The following is a 23,234-nucleotide window of genomic DNA, read 5'->3' as shown; positions in this document are numbered from 1 at the left end:
CAAAGAAACAGCAACATAGTAGAGAATTGTTATCAAAAAATTTCGCAATTGTTTAAAAAAAGTGAGGCAAATCACAAAGATTAGCCCCGCGTTGCGGGTTCCTGGCGCTGTAAATGCTGACGCAGCCAGCTCCCGGCTTTCCCCGGTGGCGCCTTCTTATTCCACAGTAAATCAACGGAAATCGCCCGCGGCCAGCCGGGAATGTTCAGCGCCACCAGCGTGCCTGACCCGGCAAACTCTTCAACCAGCGCACAGGGTAAAATGCACCATCCCAGCCCCTGTACCGTCATGCTGAGCAGCAGTAAATAGTTCGGCGCCGACCAGACCTGGCCTTTCGCAGGCTCCAGCGAGCTGGCCAGAAAAGTGCTCAGGCGCAGTTCTCGCCAGCTATGCAGCTCATCCCAGGTGACCCGCCCCTGTGCCGCCAGCGGATGCGCGGGGGCCACGTAGATAGCCATCGCCGTTTGTAACGGCAGCCGGGTGCTGCCAATCTCCGTCGGATAGCTATCCCGGGCCTCAATCAGCCCCACCTGCGCGCGCTCCTTCTGCAACAGGTCAATGACATCCTCATCTTCCCCTATCAGGCATTCAAACTCGGTGTGGGGAAAACGACGATCGAACTGCTGCAGCAGATCCTCCAGCACATCCGGGTGCAACGTGTCGGAGAGAACAAACGTCAGGCGCGCTTCCGTTTCATCAGACAGTGAAATAGCCAGCTCATCCAGCCGATCGCTGGCCGCCAGAATCGCTTTGACGTAACTCAGCACCTGTTCACCCTGCGGCGTCAGCGTGGGATGGCGGGTCGCGCGGTCAAACAGCGCGACGCCCAGATCGGCTTCAAGGTTTGAAATGGCGGTGCTGATGGTGGACTGGCTTTTGCGCAGCCGGCGGGCGGCGGCAGAAAAAGACCCGCAGGCCACGGCTTCAACAAATGCGGTGAGAGCTTCGGGAGAATAGCGCATGAACTATCTACTTTATCGATGGAATCTATCTTTTGTTTATCATATTTATCCATAAAATGCGGAGTAATTTCTCAGAATCTGTTCCCTCCCTGTCGCAGAGGAACCGGTCAGAGCAACGGCTTTTTCGGAGGTAGCAAGCCATGCAACAGAACCAATTTCAGCGTAAGACGCTGACAGAGCGCGTTATCCATGCGGTCAGTTTTGAAGGACTCGCCACATTAATTCTTGCCCCGACCGCCGCCTGGCTGATGCAGCGTTCGGTTCTTGAAATGGGTGGGCTGAGCGTGCTGCTCGCGACGCTGGCCATGGTGTGGAACCTGATTTATAACGCCGCTTTTGACCGCCTGTGGCCGGTATCTCGCGTGGTGCGAACCCTGAAAGTCCGCGCGCTGCACGCCATCGGCTTTGAGTCCGGGTTTATTCTTATCGGGGTCACCGCCGTGGCACTGATTCTCGGGATCCCGGTGATCCAGGCGTTTATGCTGGAAATCGGCTTTATGCTGTTCTTCCTGCCCTACACCATGCTGTTTAACTGGGGATGGGATAACCTGCGCGAACGGGTACTGAAATATCGCCAGCAGCGGATCCTGGCACGCAGCTAACTACACTTCATCGCCGGGGAGGATGCCCGGCGATCCCCTGCCTTATTTGTCATCCGAAAGTATCGCAACGGCGCATTCATTGTTGTGGTAAATTACACTCCTTTTTTTTGGTATTACGGTTGATAAATTCACACAATGTCTAAAATTTGGTCTAAAGAAGAAACTCTTTGGAGTTTTGCCTTATATGGCACTGCCGTAGGCGCTGGCACTCTGTTTTTGCCGATCCAGCTGGGGTCTGCTGGCGCCATTGTTCTGTTCATCACCGCGCTGGTCGCCTGGCCGTTAACCTACTGGCCGCATAAAGCACTGAGTCAGTTCATTCTCTCCGCGAAAGTTGCGCCCGGCGTCGGGATCACCGGGGCGGTTAACCATTACTACGGCAAGAAAGTGGGTAATCTGATCACCGCGCTCTATTTCCTCGCCTTCTTCGTGGTAGTTCTGATTTACGCCGTGGCAATCACCAACTCGCTCGCCGAGCAGCTGGCAAGGCACATGCCGATTACGCCCGCCGTTCGCGCCATGCTAAGTCTGGCCGTGGTCATGGTGTTGAACCTGATCTTTTTGATGGGCCGCCATATCACAATTAAGGTGATGGGTTTTTTGGTGTTCCCGCTGATTGCCTGCTTCCTGTTCTTGTCGATCTATTTAATCGGCGACTGGCAACCTGAGCACCTCACCAGTCAGTTGCAGCTGACCTCACATACGTTCCACCAGATCTGGATCTCGATCCCTGTGATGGTTTTCGCTTTTAGCCATACGCCAATCATTTCAACTTTTGCTATCGATCAGCAGGAGAAATATGGTGATCTGGCTATGGGTAAATGCAAAAAAATCATGAAGGTGGCCTATACCATCATCTGCGCCAGCGTGCTGTTTTTTGTCTTCAGCTGCCTGCTGGCGATACCGGTCTCCTATATTGAAAGCGCACGCAACGAAGGGGTGACCATTCTCTCCGCGCTGTCGATGATGCCAGGCTCCCCGGCATGGCTGGCGATAACAGGTATCGTGGTCGCCGTCGTGGCCATGTCGAAGTCATTTCTCGGCACCTATTTTGGCGTGATTGAAGGCGCCAGCGAAATCGTGAAAACGTCGCTGAATCAGGTCGGCATTCGTAAAAGCCGCGCCTTTAACCGCGCGATGTCGATTCTGCTGGTCTCAACGCTGACGTTCATAGTTTGCTTCATCAATCCAAACGCCATTTCCATGATCTATGCCATCAGCGGTCCGCTGATCGCCATGATCCTGTTCATCATGCCGACGCTGTCGACCTACATTATTCCCGCACTCAAACCCTACCGTTCAGTGGGTAATTTCATCACCCTGGTGGTCGGCCTGCTGTGCGTTTCGGTCATGTTCTTTAGCTAATTTTCCCCTCTGCGGCAGCGGTTATCACCGCCGCCGCACGTTCTGCCAATATTCCTGCCATCCGGACTTCCTCGCCAGGTTTACACTTAGGGTTTGCACACCAGTGGGGAGTCGCCATGTCCAGCGTAAAACTATCCGGAAACGGAACATTAGGTCATCGCCAGGTCTATCGCCTGGGTTACGGGGCCATGCAGTTAGCCGGCCCCGGCGTATTTGGTCCGCCTGCCGATCCGGACGCCGCTATCCGTGTCCTGCGCGCAGCGGTAGAGGCGGGGGTCAATCATATTGATACCTCCGATTTTTACGGTCCGCATATTACTAACCAGCTGATTCGCAAAGCGCTCTACCCTTATGCAGACGATCTCTGCATCGTGACGAAAGTCAGCGCTCGTCGTGATGAAAAGGGCAACTGGCTGCCGGCGATGTCGCCGGAAGAGCTCACCCAGGCGGTGGAAGACAACCTGCGTAATCTGGGGCTCGATGTTCTGGAGATCGTCAATCTGCGCAGCATGCTCGGCACCCACGGTCCGGTAGAAGGCTCACTGGAAGCGCCGCTGACCACGCTGCTTGAACTTAAAGAACGTGGGCTTATTCGCCACATCGGCCTCAGTAACGTCACGGCGAAGCAGGTGGCCGATGCGCAAAAACTGACGCCGGTTGTTTGCGTGCAAAACCAATATAACGTCGCCAATCGCGGAGACGATGCGCTGATTGATGAGCTTGCCGCACAAAATATTGCCTACGTCCCTTTCTTCCCGCTTGGGGGATTTACCCCGCTACAGGCACAGGAACTGAATGATGTTGCCGCCGCGCTGGAGGCGACACCGATGCAGGTTGCGCTCGCCTGGCTGCTGCAACGTTCGCCTAATATTCTGCTGATCCCGGGCACCTCTTCGCTCCAGCATCTGCAGGAAAACCTGGCCGCTGGCGCATTAACCCTGCCTCCTGAAGCCATCGCTACATTAGCGAAATTGCAGAGCTGACGGTCTTCGGTACACCTGTGCGTTTCCTTCCGCACAGGTCCTTGCCGGACGCCCTTTTCCCCTCCTATTATTTGGCTGGAATTAGCCCAACGCTGCTGGCACTATATATCCTACAAATGGGTATATGCTTGCACTAATCTGCACGAAACAACCCTATATACAGCATTGATTTATACTAATTTGACAAGTCCCCTTATTGGGGACTTCTGTCGTTTTTGCCTTCCCCAAAATTCTTTACAACTCTTGATTACAGGAAAAACAACATCTGATTCGACGTTTATACAAATCAATTTAGCGACAAAGATAGCTAATAACATCAAATGCTCATAAAAACATCTGGTTAATGCAATCAGAATGTTGGCATTGCCATAAGAAAAATTAACTACACACAATAAATAATCAACAAGGATTTTACATGACAGAGGGAACAATAAAGACCAGCAGGTATGAAATCATTGCTATTTTCAGGGAGGAACTTCGAAAGCAATCCGAGATAGAAATTTTCTTTAATAACAAAAACATCATGACCCGACTTACCCGGGTCGATTTTGCTGAGTTCCATATCGTCACCCATAGCAAAATCCCCCCTGGGCATAAATATAAATTCATCCTGCATAGTGATTCAGGAAAGATTGAGTTCTGTTCATCGTTAAAGAAAAGTTATAACTCCGACGCGGAACATGGCAATAAAGTCTCTTTTGCCTTACCCGAATGCATTCATGTGGTACAACGACGTCGCGACCCTCGCTTTCGTTTGCATCACCGTTATGACTTTTTTTGTCGAGGTCGACACAGAAATGGCGAAAACTATCTTTTCGATATTAAAGACATTTCAGATGGCGGCTGTGCGCTGATCGCGAAAAACCCGAATCTGAAGTTTCTCACGCATAATTCAATCCTCAAAAATTCAGTTCTGTCTCTGGCTGAGCATGGTGAAATCACTATTGATTTAGCGATAAAAAATGTTGTTGAAGTGACATTTGATGAAGACAGTGAAAGCTATCACCAGGTTTCCTGTCAGTTTAAATTCCGCAACCGCGAAGATAAGACCAGAATAGAGAAAATGCTGCTCGATTTGATTCTGGAAGCTAAGCGAAAAAAGAGAGTCTGACCCCTTGGACAGGATATTTCTGTATACCGATGATAATTTAATCGGTCAATCAATTCATCGGTATCTGGTTGATAACAATAAAAATATCACCATCTTCCGTTATCAGGATATCACTCGGGGGGCAATCGCCCCCCTGTCTGGGATCGTTATTTTCAACGCCATTCATAAGGACTTTTCTGCTGCCGATACGATGTTATTGCTCAACGATATGCGCTGGCGTCTTCTGCACTGCGCCCGGCTAATTCTGGTGGTCAGGAGCGATATTGCCAGCCTGTTCAGAGAACTAATAAACATAGATAACACAATGATTCTTACAGAAAAAACACCACTACACGATTTTTATCGCGCCGTCAGCGCGCCGGCAGACGACGGCGATTTTTCAGTACCGAAGAAGCTCTCCGCCAGAGAGCGCCAGGTGCTGGAGCTGACCCTGACCTGTCACAACAACAAAAAAATTGCCACCCTGCTGAATATTGACCATAAAACCGTACACAGCCACCGGATTCATATCATGCAAAAACTTGGCATGCATAATTCGCGAGCAATGCACAATAAAATAGTCGATATGTATCAATGCTAGAAAAAAAACCGCCCCCAATCGAAACCGGATAATTAATTGAAAAGTTACTTTTAATAAACATTCCAAACTGCAGAAAGGTCACTTATAATAATTTCACCCTGCAGCGATGTTCTGTAAAGTGCCTGACACGAGAAAATGAACGCTAACCTATTTTCTGACTATAACTTATCCCGTGGCGATATCTCTGTTCGTTATGTTTTTCAAAAAATGTTCTCACCGCGGGACACTCTCGTGGCAGTGGAGTGTTTAAGCCGCTTCGATTCTATTCCTGTGGCGCCGGAATTTTTCTTTCGCCATGCCAATGCGGCACTTCGTGAAAGTATTTTCATGGAACAACTGGCATTGATTGAAAAACATCAGGCATGGTTTATTGATAATGGTATTTCCGCGACAATCAATGTTGACGATCATATTCTCGGGATGTTGCGCCAGCCGCAACTCGAAACCTACATTAACCATCTGAAGTGTGTACATTTTGAGGTTACGGAAAATGCCAACAGCCTGCTTAATAACGCCTTAGCCAGCTGGAAAACTCCCCAGACGTCGACACTGTGGCTCGATGACTTTGGTTCTGGTTATGCCGGTATTAATGCTATTCGTGGATACCATTTTGATTATGTCAAAATTGACAAAGATTTTTTCTGGCATCTCATGCAGAAAGAATCCGGGCGGCCGCTGATGGATGCTCTGGTGACATTCCTGTCACGTAATAACCACAATGTCATTATTGAAGGTGTCGAGAGCGAAGCGCATAAAAACTGGCTTAAGGGAATGGAGTGGTTTGCTATTCAGGGTCATTACTGGAAAGAAGTCAGCATTGAACAACTGGTGCAGGAAAGGGTTAGCGCATAAAAATATCGCAATCATGCGGTATTTTTATACGCTAAATAACACGCGCTTAATTATACACGAGTTCCCAGGTTGCCCAGCTGGTCAGCGGGCCGGTTGTCGCTTTTTCCGGGGACGGCGTGACATAGCCGATATAATAAGTAAATACACCGCCATTAACCGATTTTTCAACAAGCGGTACCCGATTTTGTTGCGGATCGGCAGGGACAATTTTATTACTCTTATCCAGCGTATTATTATCATTGGTTGACAGCGCCAGATAGATATTACGCGCCCCATCCGGTAACGTATTCGCCAGATAGCCCGCATTTTCGTTCGCGACTGCATCGATCATAAATCCATCAATCCAGCGCACATTCACCGCGCGAATCTCATTTTTATCCGCCGCGCCGCCATCATGGCGGAGCTGACAATTCGACAACTCAAGAGTGAAGGACTGCGGCTTCATAAATGCGCCGGCCCCGCGGCCGTGGACTTCCGCCAGACTCACCGGCGCCAGCCAGACATTGCCGCTCCCGGCATTATTCGCGCCGTTAAGCGCAACGCTGCAGGAGATATCCGTCACCCGGCCGACAAAATCAACGCGTCCGTTATCATAATTGGTCATAAAACCGTAGGCCGACGAGGCGGCCAGCATCGCGCCAGCAACGGCCAGTCTGATGCATTGCCGGCCATATGTGCCACATCCATATTGCTTCATGCCCGCCTCCTGAATTAATCGTACGTCAGGTTAAAGATCATGTGCGATTCCACCTCGCCGGTACTGGTTGTCGGCAGGTATTGATAAAATCGCGCATGATAAGGTTGCGTAAAGTAACGCGTCTCCTGAGAACGCAACGTGCCTACGCTGTACTTCTTGTTAAATTCCAGCGGTACGCCATCCTTCAGTACCTGAATCCCGACCCCTTTGGCGGCGGAACTCCCGGCTTTTTCATTGAGCAATGCCCCTTGCTTAAGCGTGGTGCTGGTTGCCAGAGTTCCGGAAAAAGAGGTCTGGATATTGGCATATCCCGACTCGCTTAATCCGCCGCTGCACTGCAGCTCAATATTAAAATCCCGACCGCCTGCCGTTGTTCCGACCCCCTGCAGATCGCTACGCTTAATGCTGCCCACATCAACGTTCATATTCTTCCCGCTCAGTACCGTACAGGAAGGTGAGACAACGGTGATCGCATTGGCGCTCAGGTAGGTTTCCAGAATTGGGTTATTCCCCCTTTCCCAGTCATAGGAGGTATATTTCCCCGTTGCCAGCGTACCGCTGCCGGTCACCGCCGCGGTTTTGATCAGCTCAAGAGTAAAGCGCGAGCCTTCCAGAGAGTAGTTGGTCCCTCTGCCGCCGTTCGATGTAAAGGTGCCTGGATAAATAATATTAACCGTGGCACCGCCGCGGCTAAAACGCATGCCAATCCCTGGAACGCTAGTGGAATAGACCTTATTACCCAGATCCCGAACGCCAGTGGCAATAATATCGGCCTTAAAAGTGTTGCTGTTGGTACAGTAATAGCTGACGCCATTTCCCGCCGGCATGGTCCAGTCCTGCTTCGCGATAACCGCACCTACCGGCAGATCCGGTGATACCACTACCCGTCCCATGGCCATATCCAGCCTGACCGTGCTTGCCGCTCTACGCGAACAGTCCGCCCAGACCGTCGAGGTTCCAAGGGCCAGCAGGCCAACCGCCATCATCAATCGTTTACTCAGCGACATACCGTTTCCTTTAATTTTGCCTGGCCCAGATCCACCGCACATTGTCCGCCGCTCCACTTGACGATCGCCTGCTTAACCCCGGCATCGCTGATAAACATCATGCTTCCCTGACCAACAACCCCAATATCCTTACCAGACGGGTCCAGAATGGTGGCGGCAAACGGCAGCGGTTGGCCATTGGCCTGGCGCGCCTGAAGCGTGAGGGTGTTCTGTACCGTGGTATCAAACGAGACTTTCACCACGCTGCCTTCCCACGGAACGACCTGAGCCACAGTCCGCTCAAAGGCGATATCCTCCTGGCTGCCTTTCGGATCGATCTCGACGGCGTTGATCCGGTAAGGTCGCAGATAGGGCAGGATGGCGTAGCCGTTACTGTCGACTCGGGTCCCAGGTGAACCCGGCAACATGGCGCCCGCCGCATCTTTGGCTTCAATCAGCGCCATGGTATTGCCGCTCTCCGGTGAGAACACCACGCCATGACGATGGGCGATCAGCGTCCCGCTGGCGCCCAGCCCGCTCTGCCGGTAGCCTTCGCCCTGGCTGTAGCTGCCGTTAAGCGTGGTCCACGGCGTACGGTAGCTGCCGTTTAAGGCGACATCATGCTGACCACCGGTCGCTGCGGTCGTTGAAATGCCGTAGTTGAGGTTGTTCTCGCTATCCAGCGAACCGTTAACCCCAATCTGCGAGCTGCCGAAATGCGAATTGTTGAAGGTGGTGTTCGACGTCAGGTTGGCGGTGCGGTTCTCGCCAAACCACAGCGGATAGCTGAAGTTCAGCGAGATGCGATCGTCACGACGATGGCCGGAGTTATCGGGCGTATACACGCGCTGCGCGCTGGCTGACCATGAGAGGCGGCCGAACATATTGTTGTAGCTAAGCTGGTACTGCTTCTCGGTGCCCGAACGGTTCCAGTAATCGGCAATCTGGCCACTCAGATAAAAACCGCCCCAGCCGTCCGGCAGGTTCTGGTTAACGGTGAAGGTCATGCCGTTTTTCTGCCGCCACAGGGTATAGTTGTTATTGCGGTTCTTCTCCTGATCGACGGCGTACAGCGCGTCATTCAGGTTATAGTAGCCTTTCGTGGAGTAGCGGTATGCCGCCAGCACGATGCTGGTCTGGGTATCGGTAAACATCCGGTTAAAGGTGGCGCGATAGCTCTGCCCCTTTTCATCCAGGGTATCGCTCTTCAGTCGCGACTGGGTAATGTCAAATGACAGGGCGCCAATACCGGTATTCATCCCGGCCCCCAGCAGAAACGCCTGATAATCATCAAAACCGGTCACGCCGGTATAGCCGGTAAACATGTTGCTCAGGCCACGCTGCCAGGTGGCCTGGTAGAGCATGGGCTTATTGCGCAGCGAATTGTCATCGACTTTACCGGCCGACAGCGCATAGCGGGTCATGCCAGGACGCAGCAGCTGTGCCACCGACGCATACGGCACGCTGAAGACCTGCACCGATCCATCAGCCTCTTTTACCGACACCTCAAGGTCGTTACCGTACCCGGACGGGTAAACATCCTGCAAAGTAAACGGCCCCGGCGGTACCGAGGTCTGATAAATAATATTGTTGCCCTGACGCACCGTCACCAGGGCATTGCTCTGCGCCACGCCGCGAATTTCCGGGGCATAGGAGCGCATTCCGTCCGGGAACATGTTGTCATCGGTCGCCAGGTTGACCCCACGCAGACCGATGGTGTCGAAGAATTCGCCGTTGGTAAATATCTGCCCGCCGCTGACAATCGAGTTGATTTGCGGGATCGGGCGCTGAAGATAGGTTTGATTACTGTTCCAGTGCGCCTTCCCCTGCTGCTGCTGCCAGTCGAGGTTACCGATGTGCTTGAGGAGCCAGCCGTCCCAGGAGAAGCCGGCGTTAACGCCGAGATAGGCGCTGCTGTTGTCGGAGCCGTTGGCGGCAGAGGTATGGCTGGTCCAGGTGTTCGCCATCCAGCCAAGATTCAGCGCCGCAATGCCTTTATCCCAGAACTCCGGGCTGACAAAATTTTTCAGGCGCTGATCTTCGTAGATTTGCGGTACAGAAACTTCCAGCCGCAGCGAGGACTGTATCAGGTTATCTTTAACGTTTTCTTCGTTACGCCACTCCTTCAGACGTCCACAGTAACCTGCCTGCTGACTCAGCTGAGGATTGAGTTTTTCCGCCGCAATACCATAGCGCTCAAGCATTTCACGGGTGTAGCAGATCCCCATGTTGCCGTCTTTATCGCGGGTGACGTTCAGTTCATAGCGCCCTTTCCACTCATTGTTGGTATACACATCGAGCGAATAGGTCCCTTCCGTGATAGCACTGGCGGAGAAGCGAGACAGATCGACCTTTTCCCGGCTACCAACGATAAAACCATCATTAAACTGGTATACCGTTCCCGGGCTTTCCTGTCCGCTGGAAACTGGCGGAAAGCAGAACAGCGCCATCGCTACCGCTGTACTTAATCTTCCCGGGCAGATAGACCTCTGCTTCATGATCGTGTCCCTTATTTAACGGCTACTTTCACTGCCACATCTGCGCCATAGTCATTGATATTATTGATGGTCAGGGTCTCGCCTCGGCTCACGGAGGAAGAGAGGGACACGGTCTGACTGGACTGCGGAGCCAGCATCACCGTTTTGCTGTTCAGGGCTTTACCGCCATCGCGGGAAATACGGCTGACGGTGAGATAAAATGGCGTAGGGTTGCTGATTGACAGGCTGCTACCGCTGGCTGAAAGCGCTAATTTCTCCGGCGCCGCGTCGCGGTTACCCAGTCCGGCAGGACGGTAGATAAACTTAAAGCGCGAACGGATCGCCAACTGGAGGACGTTCTGCCCTTCATTTTTCTGGTTGGCCACCACCGGCGGGATTTCCAGAAGATTCAGCCACCACAGCGTCTCTTTATTTTGTGCCAGTCCGGCGGCGCTACCCAGTTTAATACGTAAAGTCTGGCCGCTCTTTGCATCGACGCGTGAAATCGGGGGCGTAATAATAAACGGCGTGGTAATGGTATCCGGCGTCGCATCGGCATTGCCGTTATCCAGCCAGGCTTGCGCCAGCGCCGGACGGTCTGCGGTATTAGAAAGCTGTACCGTTATTTCTTTTTCATTTCCAGGATAAATAAAGCGGGTGCCGTTGACGATAATATTGTTGGCGTTGGCCGCAACACTAAAAATGAAACAGAAAAAAAGGACAATATGCTTCATGCTGACCTCAGAAGAAAAAAATAAGCGGCAGCAACTGCCGCTTTATCGTTGTTTTAAACCGCCGTTCGCGGCGGTTTTATTTTCTGGCGATAATTACTGGTAAGTAATTTCGTAGGTCGCGTAGCTGTTAACCACACCGGTGGTAACAGAAGCCGGGGTGTTGGTTGCATAGCCAACGTAGTAAGTGAAGCGTGCGCCATCCTGAACTGCGGTTGCGTCGCCTTTCGCTTTCGGCTGAGTGCTCACGCCTGGGATGATTTTGTTGGTCAGCGCAGTCGCGCTATCGGTGGACAGAACCAGCTGAATATCTTTCGCGCCAGAGGCTTCGGTGTTTGCCAGGTAGCCCTGCTGCTCAGTCGTTGCGCCAGCCAGCAGGTTACCACCGGTCCAGTTCACACCCAGTTTGCTCACGTCGTCTTGTTTGTCGCCGTTAGCAGCCTGGCAATCAGAGACGTCAATGGTGAAAGATTTAGGCTTCAGGTAGGTATTAGCCGCCGCTGCTTTAACTTCGGTCAGGGTAACCGGTGACAGGTAAACGTTAGCATCGCTGCCCTGGCCGTTAACGGAAACAGTACAGGATACATCGGTAACTTTACCGAAGAAATTAACCTGGCCACCGCCAACATTCGTATCAGCTGCGTTCGCTGCAGTCATACCGAAAAATGCTGTTGCCATAGCTGCAGAGAGAAGAACCTTTTTCATTGCCATTTCCTTGTCAGAGTGAGTTTTATATCAATAAACCAACAGTAAACCTGCACAAAAGTCAGAAGCGTTATGCGATGCTCACTTGTGCAACTGTGAATAGAAACTTCGACTGACCGGAAGCCGCAATATTTAAGGCGTCAGGACGCGAACTCTGTTTAAAGAATTCGTTAATGCTGTCGGCGTCAAAGAATGCTATTTTTCGCCAACAAATATACATTTGCTTATAACTTGTTACATCGGGCTTACGATAGATTTCAGCTATTGATAACAAATAAACAATAGACAAAAAACAAACATTAAGTTATTTACATCAGAAGGGACAAGGCGCAGGCAATATATTTTGCAGAGGGACTATCATGGCAAATAATACGATTCCATGACTATAGCGAACATTCTGAATAATACTGAGAGGCGGGTTGCTGAAATAACATAAACCGGTTAAAAAATTTCCCCCTGCTATCTGACGTGTAGCTGCCCGCTACAGCTGCAGATGGAAGTGCTGGCGCAGCGCGAGCCTGCCTGTTCGGGTGATACTCACTTCACGAAATCCCGGCGTCAGGGTGAACCAGCCTTTGCGCTGACCATGCTCTAACAATGCGGCCCCGACGGCACCGCCGGGATGAAAACGCCGCTCGCTCCAGTCCAGACAGGCGCAGCATACCCTGCGCCGGTTCCCGGCCGGCAAGGTAATGCCCAAACGGGCAAACTGCGCCTCGCCGCTCGCCGTCAGCGCGCTACCGTCCGGCACAATCCACGCCTCACGCAAGAGAAAAGCATAAATCGCCACCGCCACTTCACCGGCAAGGTGATCGTAGCAGGTTCGCGCCGTACGCAGACCCACCGGGGTCCGGGTGGTCAGCACGATGGCGCTTTTTCCGGCCATCGCCATCATATTTTCCAGCAGTCCGGCAACATCGGCACTCGCCAGCCGGTAATAGCGATGCCGTCCCTGCGCCAGACAAACCAGCAAATGAGAGCTGACCAGACGGCTGAGATGGGCGCTGGCGGTTGAGGCCGAGACCTCGGCCACCGTCGCCAGCTCCGTCGCGGTCCACGCGCGCCCGTCCATTAATGCGCAGAGCATTTTCACCCGTGAAGCATCGGCCATGGCGGACGCCAGCGCGGTGATGGCCACGGCCAACGATTCATCATCCTCAATAACATGAGCGGGTTTTAGCATAACGCCTCACAAGGTGGTGGCCCAGGAACGCGTGGCTTCCTGCGCCAGTGGAAAGTTATCGGTCACCAGAATCAGGCGGTTAGCATGATCGCTGTACTGGGTCAGGATATTCACCCCGCGTTCGGCCAGCGCGTGAGCTATTGCGCCCAGCTCGCCGGGCTGTTCCTGTTTTAATCTGCGAATAAGCGGCAGGTAGACGCCCGCTACCGGGATCCCCGCCTGCTCCAGCACCGTTCTGGCCCGCTCCCCTTCAGCGACCAGAAAATGGGCGTGGCATTGATTGCCGACGGTGAAAATCCCGCCTCCTTCAAGCCCCACGCCATGTTTCCCCAGCGTTTGGCCTAATCGCGACAACTGGCCAGGACGATTTGGCAGAATGACATGAATATCATACATCGCCGTGCCCCTCCTGCATTTCTGAACCCCAGGCGCGAATGACCTGCACAATACGAATCTGGTAAGAGGCAAAAATAGTCGCCTTGCCCTCCTCCTGGGCCGCCTGATGGCAGAGATTGTTTTTCCAGGCCCGCACCGCCTCTTCATCGCGCCACCAGGACAGGGACAGGATCTTGCCCGGCGTGGTCAGACTTTGAAAACGTTCAATGCTAATAAAGCCGTCGAGCGTAGCAAGCAACGGCTTCAGCTCCGCCGCCAGCGCCAGGTAACGGGCCTGTTTTGCCGGGGTGACATCGGCTTCAAAGAGTACCGCAATCATCGTGTCGTCCTTCCTCAATCAACAGTGACGCCACTTTATCGTATCCATAAAGCCCGATACTTCGCCGCTAAACGAAGTATGCCCTGCGCAAAAACAGGGCAAAAGGCCCGCCCACACCTTCACTCAGGCAGTCCGTTGCGACGGTTTTCAAAAAAACGCATGGCAATAGCCATATTTTTTTAATTCATGAGGGTCGCAAGAAAACGATCAACGCATTGTTTTTTAATTAAAAAATAAAGACACCCTTAAAGATTCGTCATCTTACTGCCATAAAAGTGTGATCTAAATCGCACTTTTTGCAACGCTGGTTATAGTTAGCAGGCTTATTATAAACCCATCGAAAGCACAACGCTTTCCACCTAAAAAGTTAAAAGGAAAAACACCATGAAAAACGTAAAATTACTTGCCGCTGCCGGTATGCTCTCTCTGGTTTCTTTCGCCAGCTTCGCTCAGCACCCGGTCAGCGTAACGGCTGATACCCTGGATAGCGCAGAAGCTAAAATTGCGACCATCGCTAAAGATCAAGGCGCGTCTTACCACATTACCGAAGCCTATACCGGTAACCAGGTTCATATGACCGCTGAGCTGTCCAAATAAGAGAATGGTTGCAGAGGGAGCTGCCGGACAGGCCGCCTTACGGCGGCTCGTTTCGCTCCCGATTCACAATAACCATGCTGCAATGTCGGGCCCCTTTATGGGGCTTTTTTTGTTAATGCGCGCTGTATTGACAGTACGCTCAGCAACACCACGATTAACCCCACCAGCGCCCCCCCTTCTATCTTCTGTCCAAGAAAGATCCAGCCCAGAAGCACTGCCGTCACCGGACTCAGCAGGCTGAGTGCTGAGACAGCGACCGATGGGAGACGGCTAATCCCGCGGAACCACAGCCCATAGGCCAGCATCGCACCGGCCACGCAGAGCCACAGATAGCCAACCGCCTGGGTCAACGTCACCCCCTGTAGCGGCGGATCCACCAGCCATGCAACGGGAGCCAGTACCACGCCGCCAATCAGCAATTGCCAGCCGGTCAGCGCCACCACCGGTAGCGAAATCGCCCAGCGGCGAGACAGCCAGGTCCCCAGCGCCATGCTGACCGCGCCTGCAAACGCCGCCATGATCCCCAGCGGATCCAACACCGTATGCGGCGACAGCAGCAGCAGCGCCATGCCGATAATGCCAGTGACTGCCGAGAGCACCGCCACCCACGGCGAGCGCTGCCTGTCGACACACCACGCCAGCATCATGACCAGCAGCGGCTGAATTGCCCCAATCACTGCCGCCAGCCCCCCTGGTAACCGGTAAGCGGCAATAAACAGCAGCGCCTGAAAAGCGCCAATATTGAGGATCCCGGTAGCAATAAGCTTCCACCACTCATTGCGCAGAGGAAAACGGCGGCACCAGATAAGCAGCGCAATCCCTGCGGGCAGCACCCGCAGCAGCGCGGCAATAAAAGGTCTGTCCGGGGGTAAAAACTGGGAGGTGACAATGTAGGTCGTCCCCCAGATAGCCGGAGCCAGGGCGGTCAACAGCAAATCAATAACGGGAGAGCGTGAGAAAAAGGTCATGATTTTATCTTCACATCAAGGTAAATTAGTCGCTAAAGTATGTAACGACAGATGTCTTGATATCAAGATAAGTAGGCACAATTGGACAAATCATCGCAGGCTGATGCCGTCGATCGTATTCTTGAACAGTGGAAACGGGAGCGCCCGGATCTGGACTGCAGCCCGATGGGCCCCATCGGGCGCCTGAAGCGCTGCGCTCTGCTGCTGGAGCCGCGCGTAGAGTCCGCCTTTATCCGTCACGATCTGGTGCGCTGGGAGTTTGACATGCTGGCCACCCTTCGTCGGGCAGGCTCGCCGTTTATCCTCTCCCCGACCCAGCTTTTCTCTACGCTGATGATCACCTCTGGCACCATGACGCATCGGCTTAAGGCGCTGGAAAAACGCGGCTTTATTACCCGTTTACCGGCCCCTGACGATGCGCGGAGCCTGCTGGTCGCCCTGACCGAAGCGGGGCGCGAGCGGATCGATGAGGCTGTGGAAAGCCACGTGGAAAACGAACGCCAGCTGCTGGCCGGACTCTCCACGGAGCAGCGCCAGCAGCTGGATCGGGCGCTGAAGGTCTTTATGCGCCTGCTGGAAGAGCCCTGACAACCGGCAGCAATATAATCGCCGTTGGCGCTCATCGGGATCACGGTCAGAAACAGCACGCAGGCAAAGAGAATCAGAAGGACGCCGCCGGCAGCAGCCATTTCAGGCGACCGTCATCCCAGGCAAACGGGCCGATCGCCCGTTCACGCGGGTAGCGTGCGAGTTGTCATCATTTCTACCATTAAATGAATCTGAATTTCCGCCTGGCGGTAGCGGTGAGCATCGCCGCCAGCCTGCTATATTGTCCGCAGATTGCATTTTGCAATGCCCGTCAAATACGCATACCATCTGCCCATTCTACCGTCGTCGGGCAAGGAGAGGCTTGTGGAACATAATAACGCATCAGCGCAACCAGACAGCCACGAGAGCCGCTTTCATAAAGAAGAGTTCCCCTTCTTCTGGGTGGTCAATGTTTATGCAAAGTATACGCAGCTGATGGAAATCGAATTAAAAAAAATCGACATCGATCTTTCCCGCTTCCGGGTATTGATGCTGGTCCATCAGTACCACAGAGCCAGTATCTCCCGCATCACCGAATACGCCGTCAGTAAAATGCCCACCGTCACCAAAATCGTGGGGCGCCTGCGTGAAGATGGGCTGCTGACGACCCACGTCAGCGCCAGCGATGGTCGGGTCACGGAAGCGGAACTCACCCCCGCAGGCCAGGCAAAGGTCGCCGAGGCCAAAGTACTGAGTCAAAAAGTGTTCGCCCGGGCATTTAAGGGCATTACCCCCGCGCAAGAAAAGAAAATGAACCACGTTCTCTCCCTGCTGCTGCACAACCTCAATGACTGATCGCCCTCTTCCGCAGGCACGCTAATAGCCTTTTTAAATAAAAGGCTATTAGCGTTTTCTCCCCCTACCCTTCGTTTTTCGCACGCTTTTTTATCATTTTTTTAACTTATATTTTGCGGTTTATTTTGTGAGCCCCCTCAAGAGATTAAAATATAGACACTGAAAATATATATAAAAATCAATAAATTAAAATTTTTTATTTGTTTATAAAATGTTCTTATAGCCCAAAATGATGTGAAAAATACGTTACAAATTACTTGAAGTTTCAAGTTTTAATGACAAGATTATCTCAGATTCAATTCAGTCTGTTTTTTATACATTCGTCCTTCACTCGTCATCGTTAAACGGAAAAGTGAACCATGGCTAATGAACATCGTGCAGGCATGACATCCTCCCGTTCCGGGTTTATCTCGCGCTTTACGCTGGGTAGCGGCGCGCTGACGTTTGCCGCCAAAGATACTCTCGATATCGCCGGCTATCCCACTCGTGCCGGTAGCCCGGTGCTGCAAGATGCCCCGGAGGCGACGGCGCATGCGGCGGTGATTCAACAGCTGCTCGATAGCGGTTGTCAGCTGCGAGGGAAAACGACGCTCCATGAGCTGGCCTTTGGCGTTACCGGGATCAACGCCTGGAGCGGAACGCCGATCAACCCGCGCTACCCGGCGCTGATTCCTGGCGGTTCGTCGAGCGGTTCGGCAACCGTGGTGGCCGCCGGAGAGGTCGATTTTGCAATTGGCACCGATACCGGGGGTTCCGTGCGGATGCCTGCCGCCTGCTGCGGCATCGTCGGCCTGAAGCCGACCTGGGGGCGAGTGAGCCGTCAAGGGGTGATGCCGACCGACAGTTCGCTGGACTGCGTGGGATTTTTCAGTCGCGATGTCACCACGTTACGGCAGGTGCTGGCGCGGCTCCCAGGCGAAATCACCCCGGCCGTCAGCGCGTGCCAGACGGCCACGGCCTTTCTCTTCGGCCACGCCACGGCGGACATTGAACAGCTGATTCGCGCCCGTCTGGCGCAGGCGGGAATTTTTCCCGCAGACGCGACGCTGCCGGCATTCGCCGAGGCGCATCAGGCAGGGCTGACGATCATCTCCCAGGAGAACTGGCAGGCGTTTCAGTCTCTCGCTGAGAAGCCCGAACTGGCCGAGGATGTCGCCGTGCGCCTGCGCGCCGGCGCGGAAATCAGTCCGCACCAGCGCCAGGCGGCAGAGCGCATTCGTCAGACCTTTACCGAGGCTGTCGATGCGCAACTCGCCCGCACACCGTTTCTTTTACTGCCGACGCTGCCGGCCTGCCCGCCGACGCTGGAAGAGGCGGTGAATCCACTCAATGTAGTGAACCTGACCCGGCTGGTGCGTCCGTTCAATTTAAGCGGTCATCCGGCGCTGACGCTTCCCGTTGGCGAGTTAAACCAGCGGCCGGTCGCCCTGCAAATAGTTGCCGGGAAAAATAAAGAATATGAATTACTCTGTTTTGCTGAATCTCTGATGGCAAAACTGCAATACCCGTCAGACTCGCAGAGCAAATAAAATAATACATCCTGAATAATCTGCTTTACCGTGCCGCGGCCACTCCATGGCTAAGTGAAATAAATATCGCCCGCGCACCGGCAATCAGCAATATGACGGAGATAAATATTTATTCTATTTAACTGGAAGAGGCACAGTCGCATGTTAAACCCATCTGCAACTCTGCGTGCGGAAAAGACCCCGTACGCCAGTAATAGTGAATTCAGCGCATTGCTCGGCGAATTAAAAAAGCGCAGCGAGGAGTTCGAACAACAACGCTATATCTCTGACGATATTATTTCGCATTTTAAACAGGCTGGAGTTTATCGTGCGCTGGTGCCCGCGCAATATGGCGGCGATGAAATCTCGCCTGCCGAGTTCTGTCAGTTGATTGAGACCATCGCCACCGCCGACGGTTCCGCCGGATGGGTCGCCAGCTTTGGCATGAACCCCTTCTACCTCGGCGGCCTGCCGCTCAGTACGCTGGATGAGATCTATCGCCACGGCCCGGACGTGGTGTTTGCCGGCGCTATTTTTCCCCCGCAGAAAGCCATCGCTCAGGACGGCGGTTTTCAGGTCAGCGGGCGCTGGAGCTTCGCCAGCGGCTGTACCGGCGCCGAACTGATTGGCGTCGGCATTCTGCCTGACGACGGCTCCGCTCGCCCACTGCCGCGTATCGCGGTCCTCCCCGCCGGTCGCTTCACCATCGATCCGGTGTGGAATACCGTCGGTCTGGCGGGGACCGGCAGTCATGATGTGGTGCTCAAGGAGGCGTTTGTCCCCGAGGAGTGGACCTTTATTCGCGGCGGCGAACTCAATCTCGACGGCGCCCTCTACCGCTACCCGGTGCTGTCGCTGGCGACGCAGGTACTCTCGGTGGTAGCGCTGGGCATCGCCCGCGCCGCGCTGTCCGAAATCTATACCATCGCCGAACGTCAGAGTTCGGTCACCGGCGCCCCCTGTCTGGCCGATCGCCAGTTTGCGCAGATGGATATTGCCCACTGTGAAGCGGAGCTGCGCTCGGCCCGCTGCTGGTTTTACGATGCCATCGACGATGTCTGGCAGGTCATTTTACGCGGCGATGAGCCCGATGCAGGGATGATCAACGCCCTGCGCCTGTCATCGACGCACGTGACCCGCGTCTCTTCATCGGTGACCACCCGCGCGCTCAGGCTGGCCGGAATGCCCGGTATTACCATGCGCAGCCCGCTCCAGCGCTACGCCCGCGACACCATGGTCATCACTCAGCACGCCTTTATGGGCGAACTGACCTATATCAACGCCGGAAATATGTTCTTCGGCCACCCGCCGCTGCCCGGCTATTTATAACCCTTTAAGGAGTATGACGATGATCCGCGTTCTGTTTTGTATTGGCGTAAATCAAAACTTTTTCGATGCCACCCCGGAGGTCGGCAAACAGGTCTGGGCCGCGTTTGGCGAGATGATGAAAGGTATCGAACACACTGACGGTATTCAGGTGATCGGCAATATGGATGACGATCGGGTGATGGTCGGGCCGTCTACCGGCTGGCCGTGGACCACCTACGTCCTCGCCGATGCGCATGATTTTGACGCCGTCACCGCCGCCTGCAATCTGTTCCGCAGCATTCAGGTCGGCCCGGGGCCAGACCGGTTGTGGAAATATTGCAAAGTTGAAGCCCGAACCGGGCGCGAATTAATTATTCAGGCGTAACTCATGAATCTGGAAAAGTGTCTGCAGCGTCTGGATAAACTCGAAGCGGCCAATCAGATTCGCAACCTGATGAGTCAATATATGCATTTATGTGACGATTTATCTTATCCGGATATCGCTCAGGAAATTGCGGACTTATTTTGTGAAGATGCTATCTGGGAAGGCCTCGGCAGTTTATACCAAAACAAACTGGGGCGTTATTCCGGGCGAAAAAACATTGCCCAAATGATGGCCCGTTATATTAGCGAGCCCGCACACTTTGCCATCAACGTTCATTATTTAACGTCCGAACATATTGATATTGGTGCGGAGAATGAGGCCATTGGGCGCTGGAAAATGTTGCAGGTTTCCACCTTTCGCGCCGGAGGGTCGCATCTCAACAGCGCAGAGTTGGTGATTCGCTTTAAAAAAGCAGGCGAACGCTGGCTCATAGACCATTTCACCACCCGTAACTTATGGAGTCGCCCGGTGGATTACTGGCACTCGCCGGTGGATTTACCCGTACCCGACGCTACGCGGTCCCCGGAATGATTCAGCGCGCAGCCGATACATCTGCCCACTGAAGCATCACCGAGACTCAGGAGATTAAGCAATGTCTGAATGTATTCCGGTAAAAAATATTGAGAGCGGCTACGACGCCGCCACGCTGGGCGCCCTGGTTCAGTCCGACCGGGTTCATACCTCGCTGTATACCTCCGGCGACATTTTCGCCCTGGAGATTGAGAAGATTTTTAACCAGACCTGGGTCTGGGTCGGGCACGAAAGTGAAGTCCCCGACGCGGGCAGCTTTAAGTCCTCCATGGTCGGAACGCAGCCGGTCATCGTGGTACGCGATCGCAAAGGCAATATCAACGTCCTGCTGAACCGCTGTCGCCACCGCGCCGCCACCGTCTGCGAACACCGCAGCGGCAAAACCAACAGCTTTGTCTGCCCGTATCACGGCTGGGGTTACGGTCTCGACGGTGCCCTGCGCGGCGTACCGCATCCGGAAAGCTATGGCGATACCCTGGAGAAAGAGCAGCTCGGCATGGTGCGCCTACGCAGCGAAAGCTACGCGGGGATGATTTTCGCCACCTTCAACCGACAGATGGAACCGCTGACCGATTTCCTCGGACCGGCCATGAAGTGGATGGATCTGTTTATGAAACAAGGGGCCGGCTACCCGCTGCAGGCCACCACCGCCCACCGCTTCCGCTTCCCCGGCAACTGGAAGATTCAGCTGGAAAATACCACCGATGGCTATCACTTTCCCGTCGTACATAAGTCCTTCCTGAGCTCCGTCGATAAGCAGACGGAAGAGATGCTCAACTTCGTTGACGGCAAAGGTTTTGTCGAAGACCTCGGGAACGGCCACAGCGTGATGGTGATGATCCCGGAACTGATTGACCTTGAAGAGAATCTCGATGCGCCGGTGCCGGATCGCTTCCTTGAACTGGCTCAGGCGCTGCGCGAAGAGGGCCACGAAGAGCAGCAGGTGCGCCGCATCGTCCGCGCAGTGGGCGGCAGCGGCTTCAACCTGAACCTGTTCCCCAACGTTGCCTGCTCGATGGCGTTCTTTCGCGTGCTGCAACCCGTCTCGGTGCAAGAGACCGAAATCCACCACGTGGTGCTGACGATGAAAGATGGCCCGGCGATTGCCAACCAGGCGCGACTGCGGATGCATGAACACTTCCAGGGGCCAATGGGCTTTGGCACGCCGGATGATTCTGAAGCCTGGGAGCGCGTCCAGCGCGGCGGCGGCGCGGGCAACGATCTGTGGATCATGCTCAATCGCGGCCTGCCGGGAGAGACGCGCACCGCCGATGGGCTGCGCAGCGACGTCAGCGCCGAAACCGGCATGCGTGCCGCCTATCAGCAGTGGAAAAAGTACATGACCGCAGAAAACCGGGGGCAAAAATGAGCGCACAACGGACCTTAACCGCCGCCATTCACTTTATTAATCAGGAGGCGGACCTGCTCGACCAGGGCGAATTCCGCGAGTGGCTGGCGCTGTGGCAGCCGCAGGGAATGTACATTATTCCTGTCGATCGGCAGACGACCGATTTCGCCAACGCGCTGAATTACGCCTATGACAACCAGGCCATGCGCGAGAAGCGCGTCCATCGTCTGTACAGCGGCGAGTCGATCTCGACGACGCCCCGCGCACGTACCATCCGCATGACCGGCCGCCACCGCCTGATCGAGGCCAGCGACCAGCGTGTCGAGATCCGCTGCGCCCAGTTTCTGTATGAGTACCGCAAAGGCAAAGAACACCATTACGTCGCCGACCTGAGCTACACCCTGGTGCCGCAGGGCGAGCGCTTTCTTATCGCGCAGAAGGTCATCCGGCTGATTAACGGCGACGATTATCTGCATAGCATTGGCTACATCCTGTGAGGCTGCAATGACAAGAACCGTACTCATAACCGGCGCCGGCAGCGGCCTCGGGCTGACGATTAGCCGCCATCTGTGGCAGCTGGGTTATCAGGTGGCGATGGCGGATATCGCCATCGACGCCGCGGGCGAGGGCGCCCGGCAGATCGATGCCGAGGGGCAGCGCCTGCTGCCCCTGGCGCTGGATATCCGCGAACCCGAACACTTTCACGCTGCGCTGGCGTGGATCGACGAACGATTTGGCGGGCTGGATGTGCTGGTTAACAACGCGGCGCTCACGCTGACCACGCCGATCATGGAGATCTCCGTAGAGGAGTTCGATCGCGTCACCAGCACCAATCTGCGGGGCACCTTTCTCGGCTGTCAGATTGTCGGCCGTTATTTTAGTCAACGCCGACAGGGCAACATTATCAATCTCGCCTCGCTGGCGGGACAAAACGGTGGCACCGCCTCCGGCGCCCATTATGCGGCCTCGAAAGGCGGCATCCTGACGCTGACGAAAGTGTTTGCCCGCGCGCTGAGCGCCGCCGGGGTCAGCGTCAACGCCATTGCCCCCGGCCCGCTCGATTTACCGTCCGTTCATGCGGCGGTGCCGGAAGAAAAAATGCCGGCGCTGCTGGAAATGATCCCGATGAAACGCCTGGGCGATCCGCTGCTGGTCGCCCGCGCGGTAGAACTCCTGGCCGATCCGTCCGCCACCTTTATCACCGGGGCGACCTGGGATATCAACGGCGGCATCTATATGCGTTAAGCCCTGTCAGGG

26 protein-coding genes and 1 pseudogene are annotated in these 23,234 nt (G+C 54.3%); 16 read left to right on the top strand and 11 right to left on the bottom strand.

The genetic code is table 11. The features are described 5' to 3' along the window. Window positions 1-80: 80 nt before the first annotated feature. Complete coding sequence (locus tag AC007G_RS06695; protein WP_032690867.1) at window positions 81-962, bottom strand: LysR family transcriptional regulator; 882 nt, start codon at window positions 960-962, stop codon at window positions 81-83. Between the two features lie 140 nt (window positions 963-1,102). Between AC007G_RS06695 and AC007G_RS06690 the strand changes: the two genes are divergently transcribed. The 6 genes from AC007G_RS06690 to mrkJ all read left to right on the top strand — a co-directional run bounded on the left by AC007G_RS06690 (window position 1,103) and on the right by mrkJ (window position 6,455). Beyond that, window positions 1,103-1,564 carry a multidrug/biocide efflux PACE transporter gene (locus AC007G_RS06690; RefSeq protein WP_142629851.1) on the top strand — a complete coding sequence of 154 codons (462 nt, stop codon included), beginning with the start codon at window positions 1,103-1,105 and terminating at the stop codon, window positions 1,562-1,564. A 135-nt stretch (window positions 1,565-1,699) separates the two neighbouring features. Further along, complete coding sequence (locus AC007G_RS06685; protein WP_142629853.1) at window positions 1,700-2,929, top strand: amino acid permease; 1,230 nt, start codon at window positions 1,700-1,702, stop codon at window positions 2,927-2,929. 116 nt (window positions 2,930-3,045) lie between these two features. Then, window positions 3,046-3,912, top strand: a complete 867-nt coding sequence (locus AC007G_RS06680) for an aldo/keto reductase family oxidoreductase (protein WP_032690864.1) — start codon at window positions 3,046-3,048, stop codon at window positions 3,910-3,912. 415 nt (window positions 3,913-4,327) lie between these two features. Further along, on the top strand, window positions 4,328-5,023 hold the full coding sequence (locus tag AC007G_RS06675; protein WP_032698851.1) for a flagellar brake protein: 696 nt from the start codon (window positions 4,328-4,330) through the stop codon (window positions 5,021-5,023). Between the two features lie 4 nt (window positions 5,024-5,027). Then, window positions 5,028-5,603 (top strand): helix-turn-helix transcriptional regulator, encoded by a 576-nt coding sequence (locus AC007G_RS06670; protein WP_047663446.1) that lies wholly within the window; start codon window positions 5,028-5,030, stop codon window positions 5,601-5,603. A gap of 135 nt (window positions 5,604-5,738) precedes the next feature. Further along, window positions 5,739-6,455, top strand: a complete 717-nt coding sequence (mrkJ, locus tag AC007G_RS06665) for a cyclic-di-GMP phosphodiesterase MrkJ (protein ID WP_032696714.1) — start codon at window positions 5,739-5,741, stop codon at window positions 6,453-6,455. 46 nt (window positions 6,456-6,501) lie between these two features. Here the strand turns inward: mrkJ and AC007G_RS06660 are convergent, their stop codons facing one another. The 8 genes from AC007G_RS06660 to AC007G_RS06625 all read right to left on the bottom strand — a co-directional run bounded on the left by AC007G_RS06660 (window position 6,502) and on the right by AC007G_RS06625 (window position 13,949). Then, the gene (locus tag AC007G_RS06660; RefSeq protein WP_077267060.1) at window positions 6,502-7,089 is read right to left on the bottom strand and encodes a fimbrial protein; all 588 of its coding nucleotides are present in this window, start codon (window positions 7,087-7,089) and stop codon (window positions 6,502-6,504) included. Between the two features lie 77 nt (window positions 7,090-7,166). Then, window positions 7,167-8,159, bottom strand: coding sequence for a fimbrial protein (locus AC007G_RS06655; protein ID WP_032690860.1), 993 nt, complete (start codon window positions 8,157-8,159; stop codon window positions 7,167-7,169). Continuing rightward, on the bottom strand, window positions 8,150-10,636 hold the full coding sequence (locus tag AC007G_RS06650) for a fimbria/pilus outer membrane usher protein (protein ID WP_032696713.1): 2,487 nt from the start codon (window positions 10,634-10,636) through the stop codon (window positions 8,150-8,152). Before AC007G_RS06650 ends, AC007G_RS06655 begins: the two co-directional genes overlap by 10 nt. An 11-nt stretch (window positions 10,637-10,647) precedes the next feature. Continuing rightward, window positions 10,648-11,349: a fimbrial biogenesis chaperone gene (locus AC007G_RS06645; RefSeq protein WP_032690859.1), complete on the bottom strand. Its 702-nt coding sequence runs from the start codon at window positions 11,347-11,349 to the stop codon at window positions 10,648-10,650. A 93-nt stretch (window positions 11,350-11,442) separates the two neighbouring features. Beyond that, on the bottom strand, window positions 11,443-12,051 hold the full coding sequence (locus tag AC007G_RS06640) for a fimbrial protein (RefSeq protein WP_004867230.1): 609 nt from the start codon (window positions 12,049-12,051) through the stop codon (window positions 11,443-11,445). 481 nt (window positions 12,052-12,532) lie between these two features. Then, window positions 12,533-13,234: an ArsR/SmtB family transcription factor gene (locus AC007G_RS06635; protein ID WP_032690858.1), complete on the bottom strand. Its 702-nt coding sequence runs from the start codon at window positions 13,232-13,234 to the stop codon at window positions 12,533-12,535. Window positions 13,235-13,240: 6 nt separating this feature from the next. Next, window positions 13,241-13,630, bottom strand: coding sequence for an amino acid-binding protein (locus AC007G_RS06630; RefSeq protein ID WP_032698846.1), 390 nt, complete (start codon window positions 13,628-13,630; stop codon window positions 13,241-13,243). After that, window positions 13,623-13,949, bottom strand: a complete 327-nt coding sequence (locus AC007G_RS06625) for an antibiotic biosynthesis monooxygenase family protein (RefSeq protein WP_032690856.1) — start codon at window positions 13,947-13,949, stop codon at window positions 13,623-13,625. The genes AC007G_RS06630 and AC007G_RS06625 overlap by 8 nt, the downstream gene beginning before the upstream one ends. A 384-nt stretch (window positions 13,950-14,333) precedes the next feature. Between AC007G_RS06625 and AC007G_RS06620 the strand changes: the two genes are divergently transcribed. Beyond that, window positions 14,334-14,546: a YdgH/BhsA/McbA-like domain containing protein gene (locus tag AC007G_RS06620; RefSeq protein WP_015585822.1), complete on the top strand. Its 213-nt coding sequence runs from the start codon at window positions 14,334-14,336 to the stop codon at window positions 14,544-14,546. A 95-nt stretch (window positions 14,547-14,641) separates the two neighbouring features. Here the strand turns inward: AC007G_RS06620 and AC007G_RS06615 are convergent, their stop codons facing one another. Continuing rightward, window positions 14,642-15,514 (bottom strand): EamA family transporter, encoded by an 873-nt coding sequence (locus tag AC007G_RS06615; RefSeq protein WP_032690855.1) that lies wholly within the window; start codon window positions 15,512-15,514, stop codon window positions 14,642-14,644. 81 nt (window positions 15,515-15,595) lie between these two features. On the opposite strand from AC007G_RS06615, the gene AC007G_RS06610 reads away from it, so the two are divergent. Beyond that, entirely contained in the window at window positions 15,596-16,102 is a 507-nt protein-coding gene (locus AC007G_RS06610; RefSeq protein ID WP_032698845.1) for a MarR family winged helix-turn-helix transcriptional regulator, read from the top strand. Here AC007G_RS06610 and AC007G_RS06605 read toward each other — a convergent pair. Continuing rightward, window positions 16,102-16,194 (bottom strand): annotated as a pseudogene (locus AC007G_RS06605) (hypothetical protein); the annotation flags it as partial. The gene AC007G_RS06610 and the pseudogene AC007G_RS06605 sit on opposite strands and share 1 nt — an antisense overlap. Before the next feature lie 232 nt (window positions 16,195-16,426). On the opposite strand from AC007G_RS06605, the gene AC007G_RS06600 reads away from it, so the two are divergent. The 8 genes from AC007G_RS06600 (at window position 16,427) to AC007G_RS06565 (ending at window position 23,222) form a co-directional block, all read left to right on the top strand. Continuing rightward, entirely contained in the window at window positions 16,427-16,897 is a 471-nt protein-coding gene (locus tag AC007G_RS06600; protein ID WP_032698841.1) for a MarR family winged helix-turn-helix transcriptional regulator, read from the top strand. A gap of 359 nt (window positions 16,898-17,256) precedes the next feature. Next, complete coding sequence (locus AC007G_RS06595) at window positions 17,257-18,426, top strand: amidase (RefSeq protein WP_142629858.1); 1,170 nt, start codon at window positions 17,257-17,259, stop codon at window positions 18,424-18,426. A 141-nt stretch (window positions 18,427-18,567) separates the two neighbouring features. Beyond that, window positions 18,568-19,734, top strand: coding sequence for an acyl-CoA dehydrogenase family protein (locus AC007G_RS06590; protein ID WP_032696708.1), 1,167 nt, complete (start codon window positions 18,568-18,570; stop codon window positions 19,732-19,734). 19 nt (window positions 19,735-19,753) lie between these two features. Further along, window positions 19,754-20,098, top strand: coding sequence for an IacB protein (locus AC007G_RS06585; RefSeq protein WP_077267059.1), 345 nt, complete (start codon window positions 19,754-19,756; stop codon window positions 20,096-20,098). A 3-nt stretch (window positions 20,099-20,101) separates the two neighbouring features. Next, on the top strand, window positions 20,102-20,629 hold the full coding sequence (locus tag AC007G_RS06580) for a nuclear transport factor 2 family protein (RefSeq protein WP_046853485.1): 528 nt from the start codon (window positions 20,102-20,104) through the stop codon (window positions 20,627-20,629). A 61-nt stretch (window positions 20,630-20,690) separates the two neighbouring features. Continuing rightward, on the top strand, window positions 20,691-21,998 hold the full coding sequence (locus tag AC007G_RS06575) for an aromatic ring-hydroxylating oxygenase subunit alpha (RefSeq protein WP_032698838.1): 1,308 nt from the start codon (window positions 20,691-20,693) through the stop codon (window positions 21,996-21,998). After that, window positions 21,995-22,474 carry an aromatic-ring-hydroxylating dioxygenase subunit beta gene (locus tag AC007G_RS06570; protein WP_032698837.1) on the top strand — a complete coding sequence of 160 codons (480 nt, stop codon included), beginning with the start codon at window positions 21,995-21,997 and terminating at the stop codon, window positions 22,472-22,474. The genes AC007G_RS06575 and AC007G_RS06570 overlap by 4 nt, the downstream gene beginning before the upstream one ends. Window positions 22,475-22,481: 7 nt before the next feature. Then, window positions 22,482-23,222 carry an SDR family NAD(P)-dependent oxidoreductase gene (locus tag AC007G_RS06565; RefSeq protein ID WP_032698836.1) on the top strand — a complete coding sequence of 247 codons (741 nt, stop codon included), beginning with the start codon at window positions 22,482-22,484 and terminating at the stop codon, window positions 23,220-23,222. The last annotated feature ends 12 nt before the right edge of the window (window positions 23,223-23,234 follow it).

This window comes from Klebsiella sp. CSG-1, from assembly GCF_056521145.1.
This window is presented reverse-complemented; position numbering and strand designations above follow the sequence as displayed.

What these genes read in the sequence shown, in the direction of transcription:
- AC007G_RS06580 (WP_046853485.1), top strand. Translation starts at nt 20,102, where the DNA reads ATGAATCTGGAAAAGTGTCTGCAGCGTCTGGATAAACTCGAAGCGGCC.
- AC007G_RS06685 (WP_142629853.1), top strand. Translation starts at nt 1,700, where the DNA reads ATGTCTAAAATTTGGTCTAAAGAAGAAACTCTTTGGAGTTTTGCCTTA.
- AC007G_RS06570 (WP_032698837.1), top strand. Translation starts at nt 21,995, where the DNA reads ATGAGCGCACAACGGACCTTAACCGCCGCCATTCACTTTATTAATCAG.
- AC007G_RS06625 (WP_032690856.1), bottom strand. Translation starts at nt 13,949, where the DNA reads ATGATTGCGGTACTCTTTGAAGCCGATGTCACCCCGGCAAAACAGGCC.
- AC007G_RS06620 (WP_015585822.1), top strand. Translation starts at nt 14,334, where the DNA reads ATGAAAAACGTAAAATTACTTGCCGCTGCCGGTATGCTCTCTCTGGTT.
- AC007G_RS06585 (WP_077267059.1), top strand. Translation starts at nt 19,754, where the DNA reads ATGATCCGCGTTCTGTTTTGTATTGGCGTAAATCAAAACTTTTTCGAT.
- AC007G_RS06565 (WP_032698836.1), top strand. Translation starts at nt 22,482, where the DNA reads ATGACAAGAACCGTACTCATAACCGGCGCCGGCAGCGGCCTCGGGCTG.
- AC007G_RS06640 (WP_004867230.1), bottom strand. Translation starts at nt 12,051, where the DNA reads ATGAAAAAGGTTCTTCTCTCTGCAGCTATGGCAACAGCATTTTTCGGT.
- AC007G_RS06675 (WP_032698851.1), top strand. Translation starts at nt 4,328, where the DNA reads ATGACAGAGGGAACAATAAAGACCAGCAGGTATGAAATCATTGCTATT.
- AC007G_RS06655 (WP_032690860.1), bottom strand. Translation starts at nt 8,159, where the DNA reads ATGTCGCTGAGTAAACGATTGATGATGGCGGTTGGCCTGCTGGCCCTT.
- AC007G_RS06650 (WP_032696713.1), bottom strand. Translation starts at nt 10,636, where the DNA reads ATGAAGCAGAGGTCTATCTGCCCGGGAAGATTAAGTACAGCGGTAGCG.
- AC007G_RS06590 (WP_032696708.1), top strand. Translation starts at nt 18,568, where the DNA reads ATGTTAAACCCATCTGCAACTCTGCGTGCGGAAAAGACCCCGTACGCC.
- AC007G_RS06660 (WP_077267060.1), bottom strand. Translation starts at nt 7,089, where the DNA reads ATGCTGGCCGCCTCGTCGGCCTACGGTTTTATGACCAATTATGATAAC.
- AC007G_RS06575 (WP_032698838.1), top strand. Translation starts at nt 20,691, where the DNA reads ATGTCTGAATGTATTCCGGTAAAAAATATTGAGAGCGGCTACGACGCC.
- AC007G_RS06635 (WP_032690858.1), bottom strand. Translation starts at nt 13,234, where the DNA reads ATGCTAAAACCCGCTCATGTTATTGAGGATGATGAATCGTTGGCCGTG.
- AC007G_RS06615 (WP_032690855.1), bottom strand. Translation starts at nt 15,514, where the DNA reads ATGACCTTTTTCTCACGCTCTCCCGTTATTGATTTGCTGTTGACCGCC.
- AC007G_RS06595 (WP_142629858.1), top strand. Translation starts at nt 17,257, where the DNA reads ATGGCTAATGAACATCGTGCAGGCATGACATCCTCCCGTTCCGGGTTT.
- AC007G_RS06690 (WP_142629851.1), top strand. Translation starts at nt 1,103, where the DNA reads ATGCAACAGAACCAATTTCAGCGTAAGACGCTGACAGAGCGCGTTATC.
- AC007G_RS06645 (WP_032690859.1), bottom strand. Translation starts at nt 11,349, where the DNA reads ATGAAGCATATTGTCCTTTTTTTCTGTTTCATTTTTAGTGTTGCGGCC.
- AC007G_RS06695 (WP_032690867.1), bottom strand. Translation starts at nt 962, where the DNA reads ATGCGCTATTCTCCCGAAGCTCTCACCGCATTTGTTGAAGCCGTGGCC.
- mrkJ (WP_032696714.1), top strand. Translation starts at nt 5,739, where the DNA reads ATGAACGCTAACCTATTTTCTGACTATAACTTATCCCGTGGCGATATC.
- AC007G_RS06630 (WP_032698846.1), bottom strand. Translation starts at nt 13,630, where the DNA reads ATGTATGATATTCATGTCATTCTGCCAAATCGTCCTGGCCAGTTGTCG.
- AC007G_RS06680 (WP_032690864.1), top strand. Translation starts at nt 3,046, where the DNA reads ATGTCCAGCGTAAAACTATCCGGAAACGGAACATTAGGTCATCGCCAG.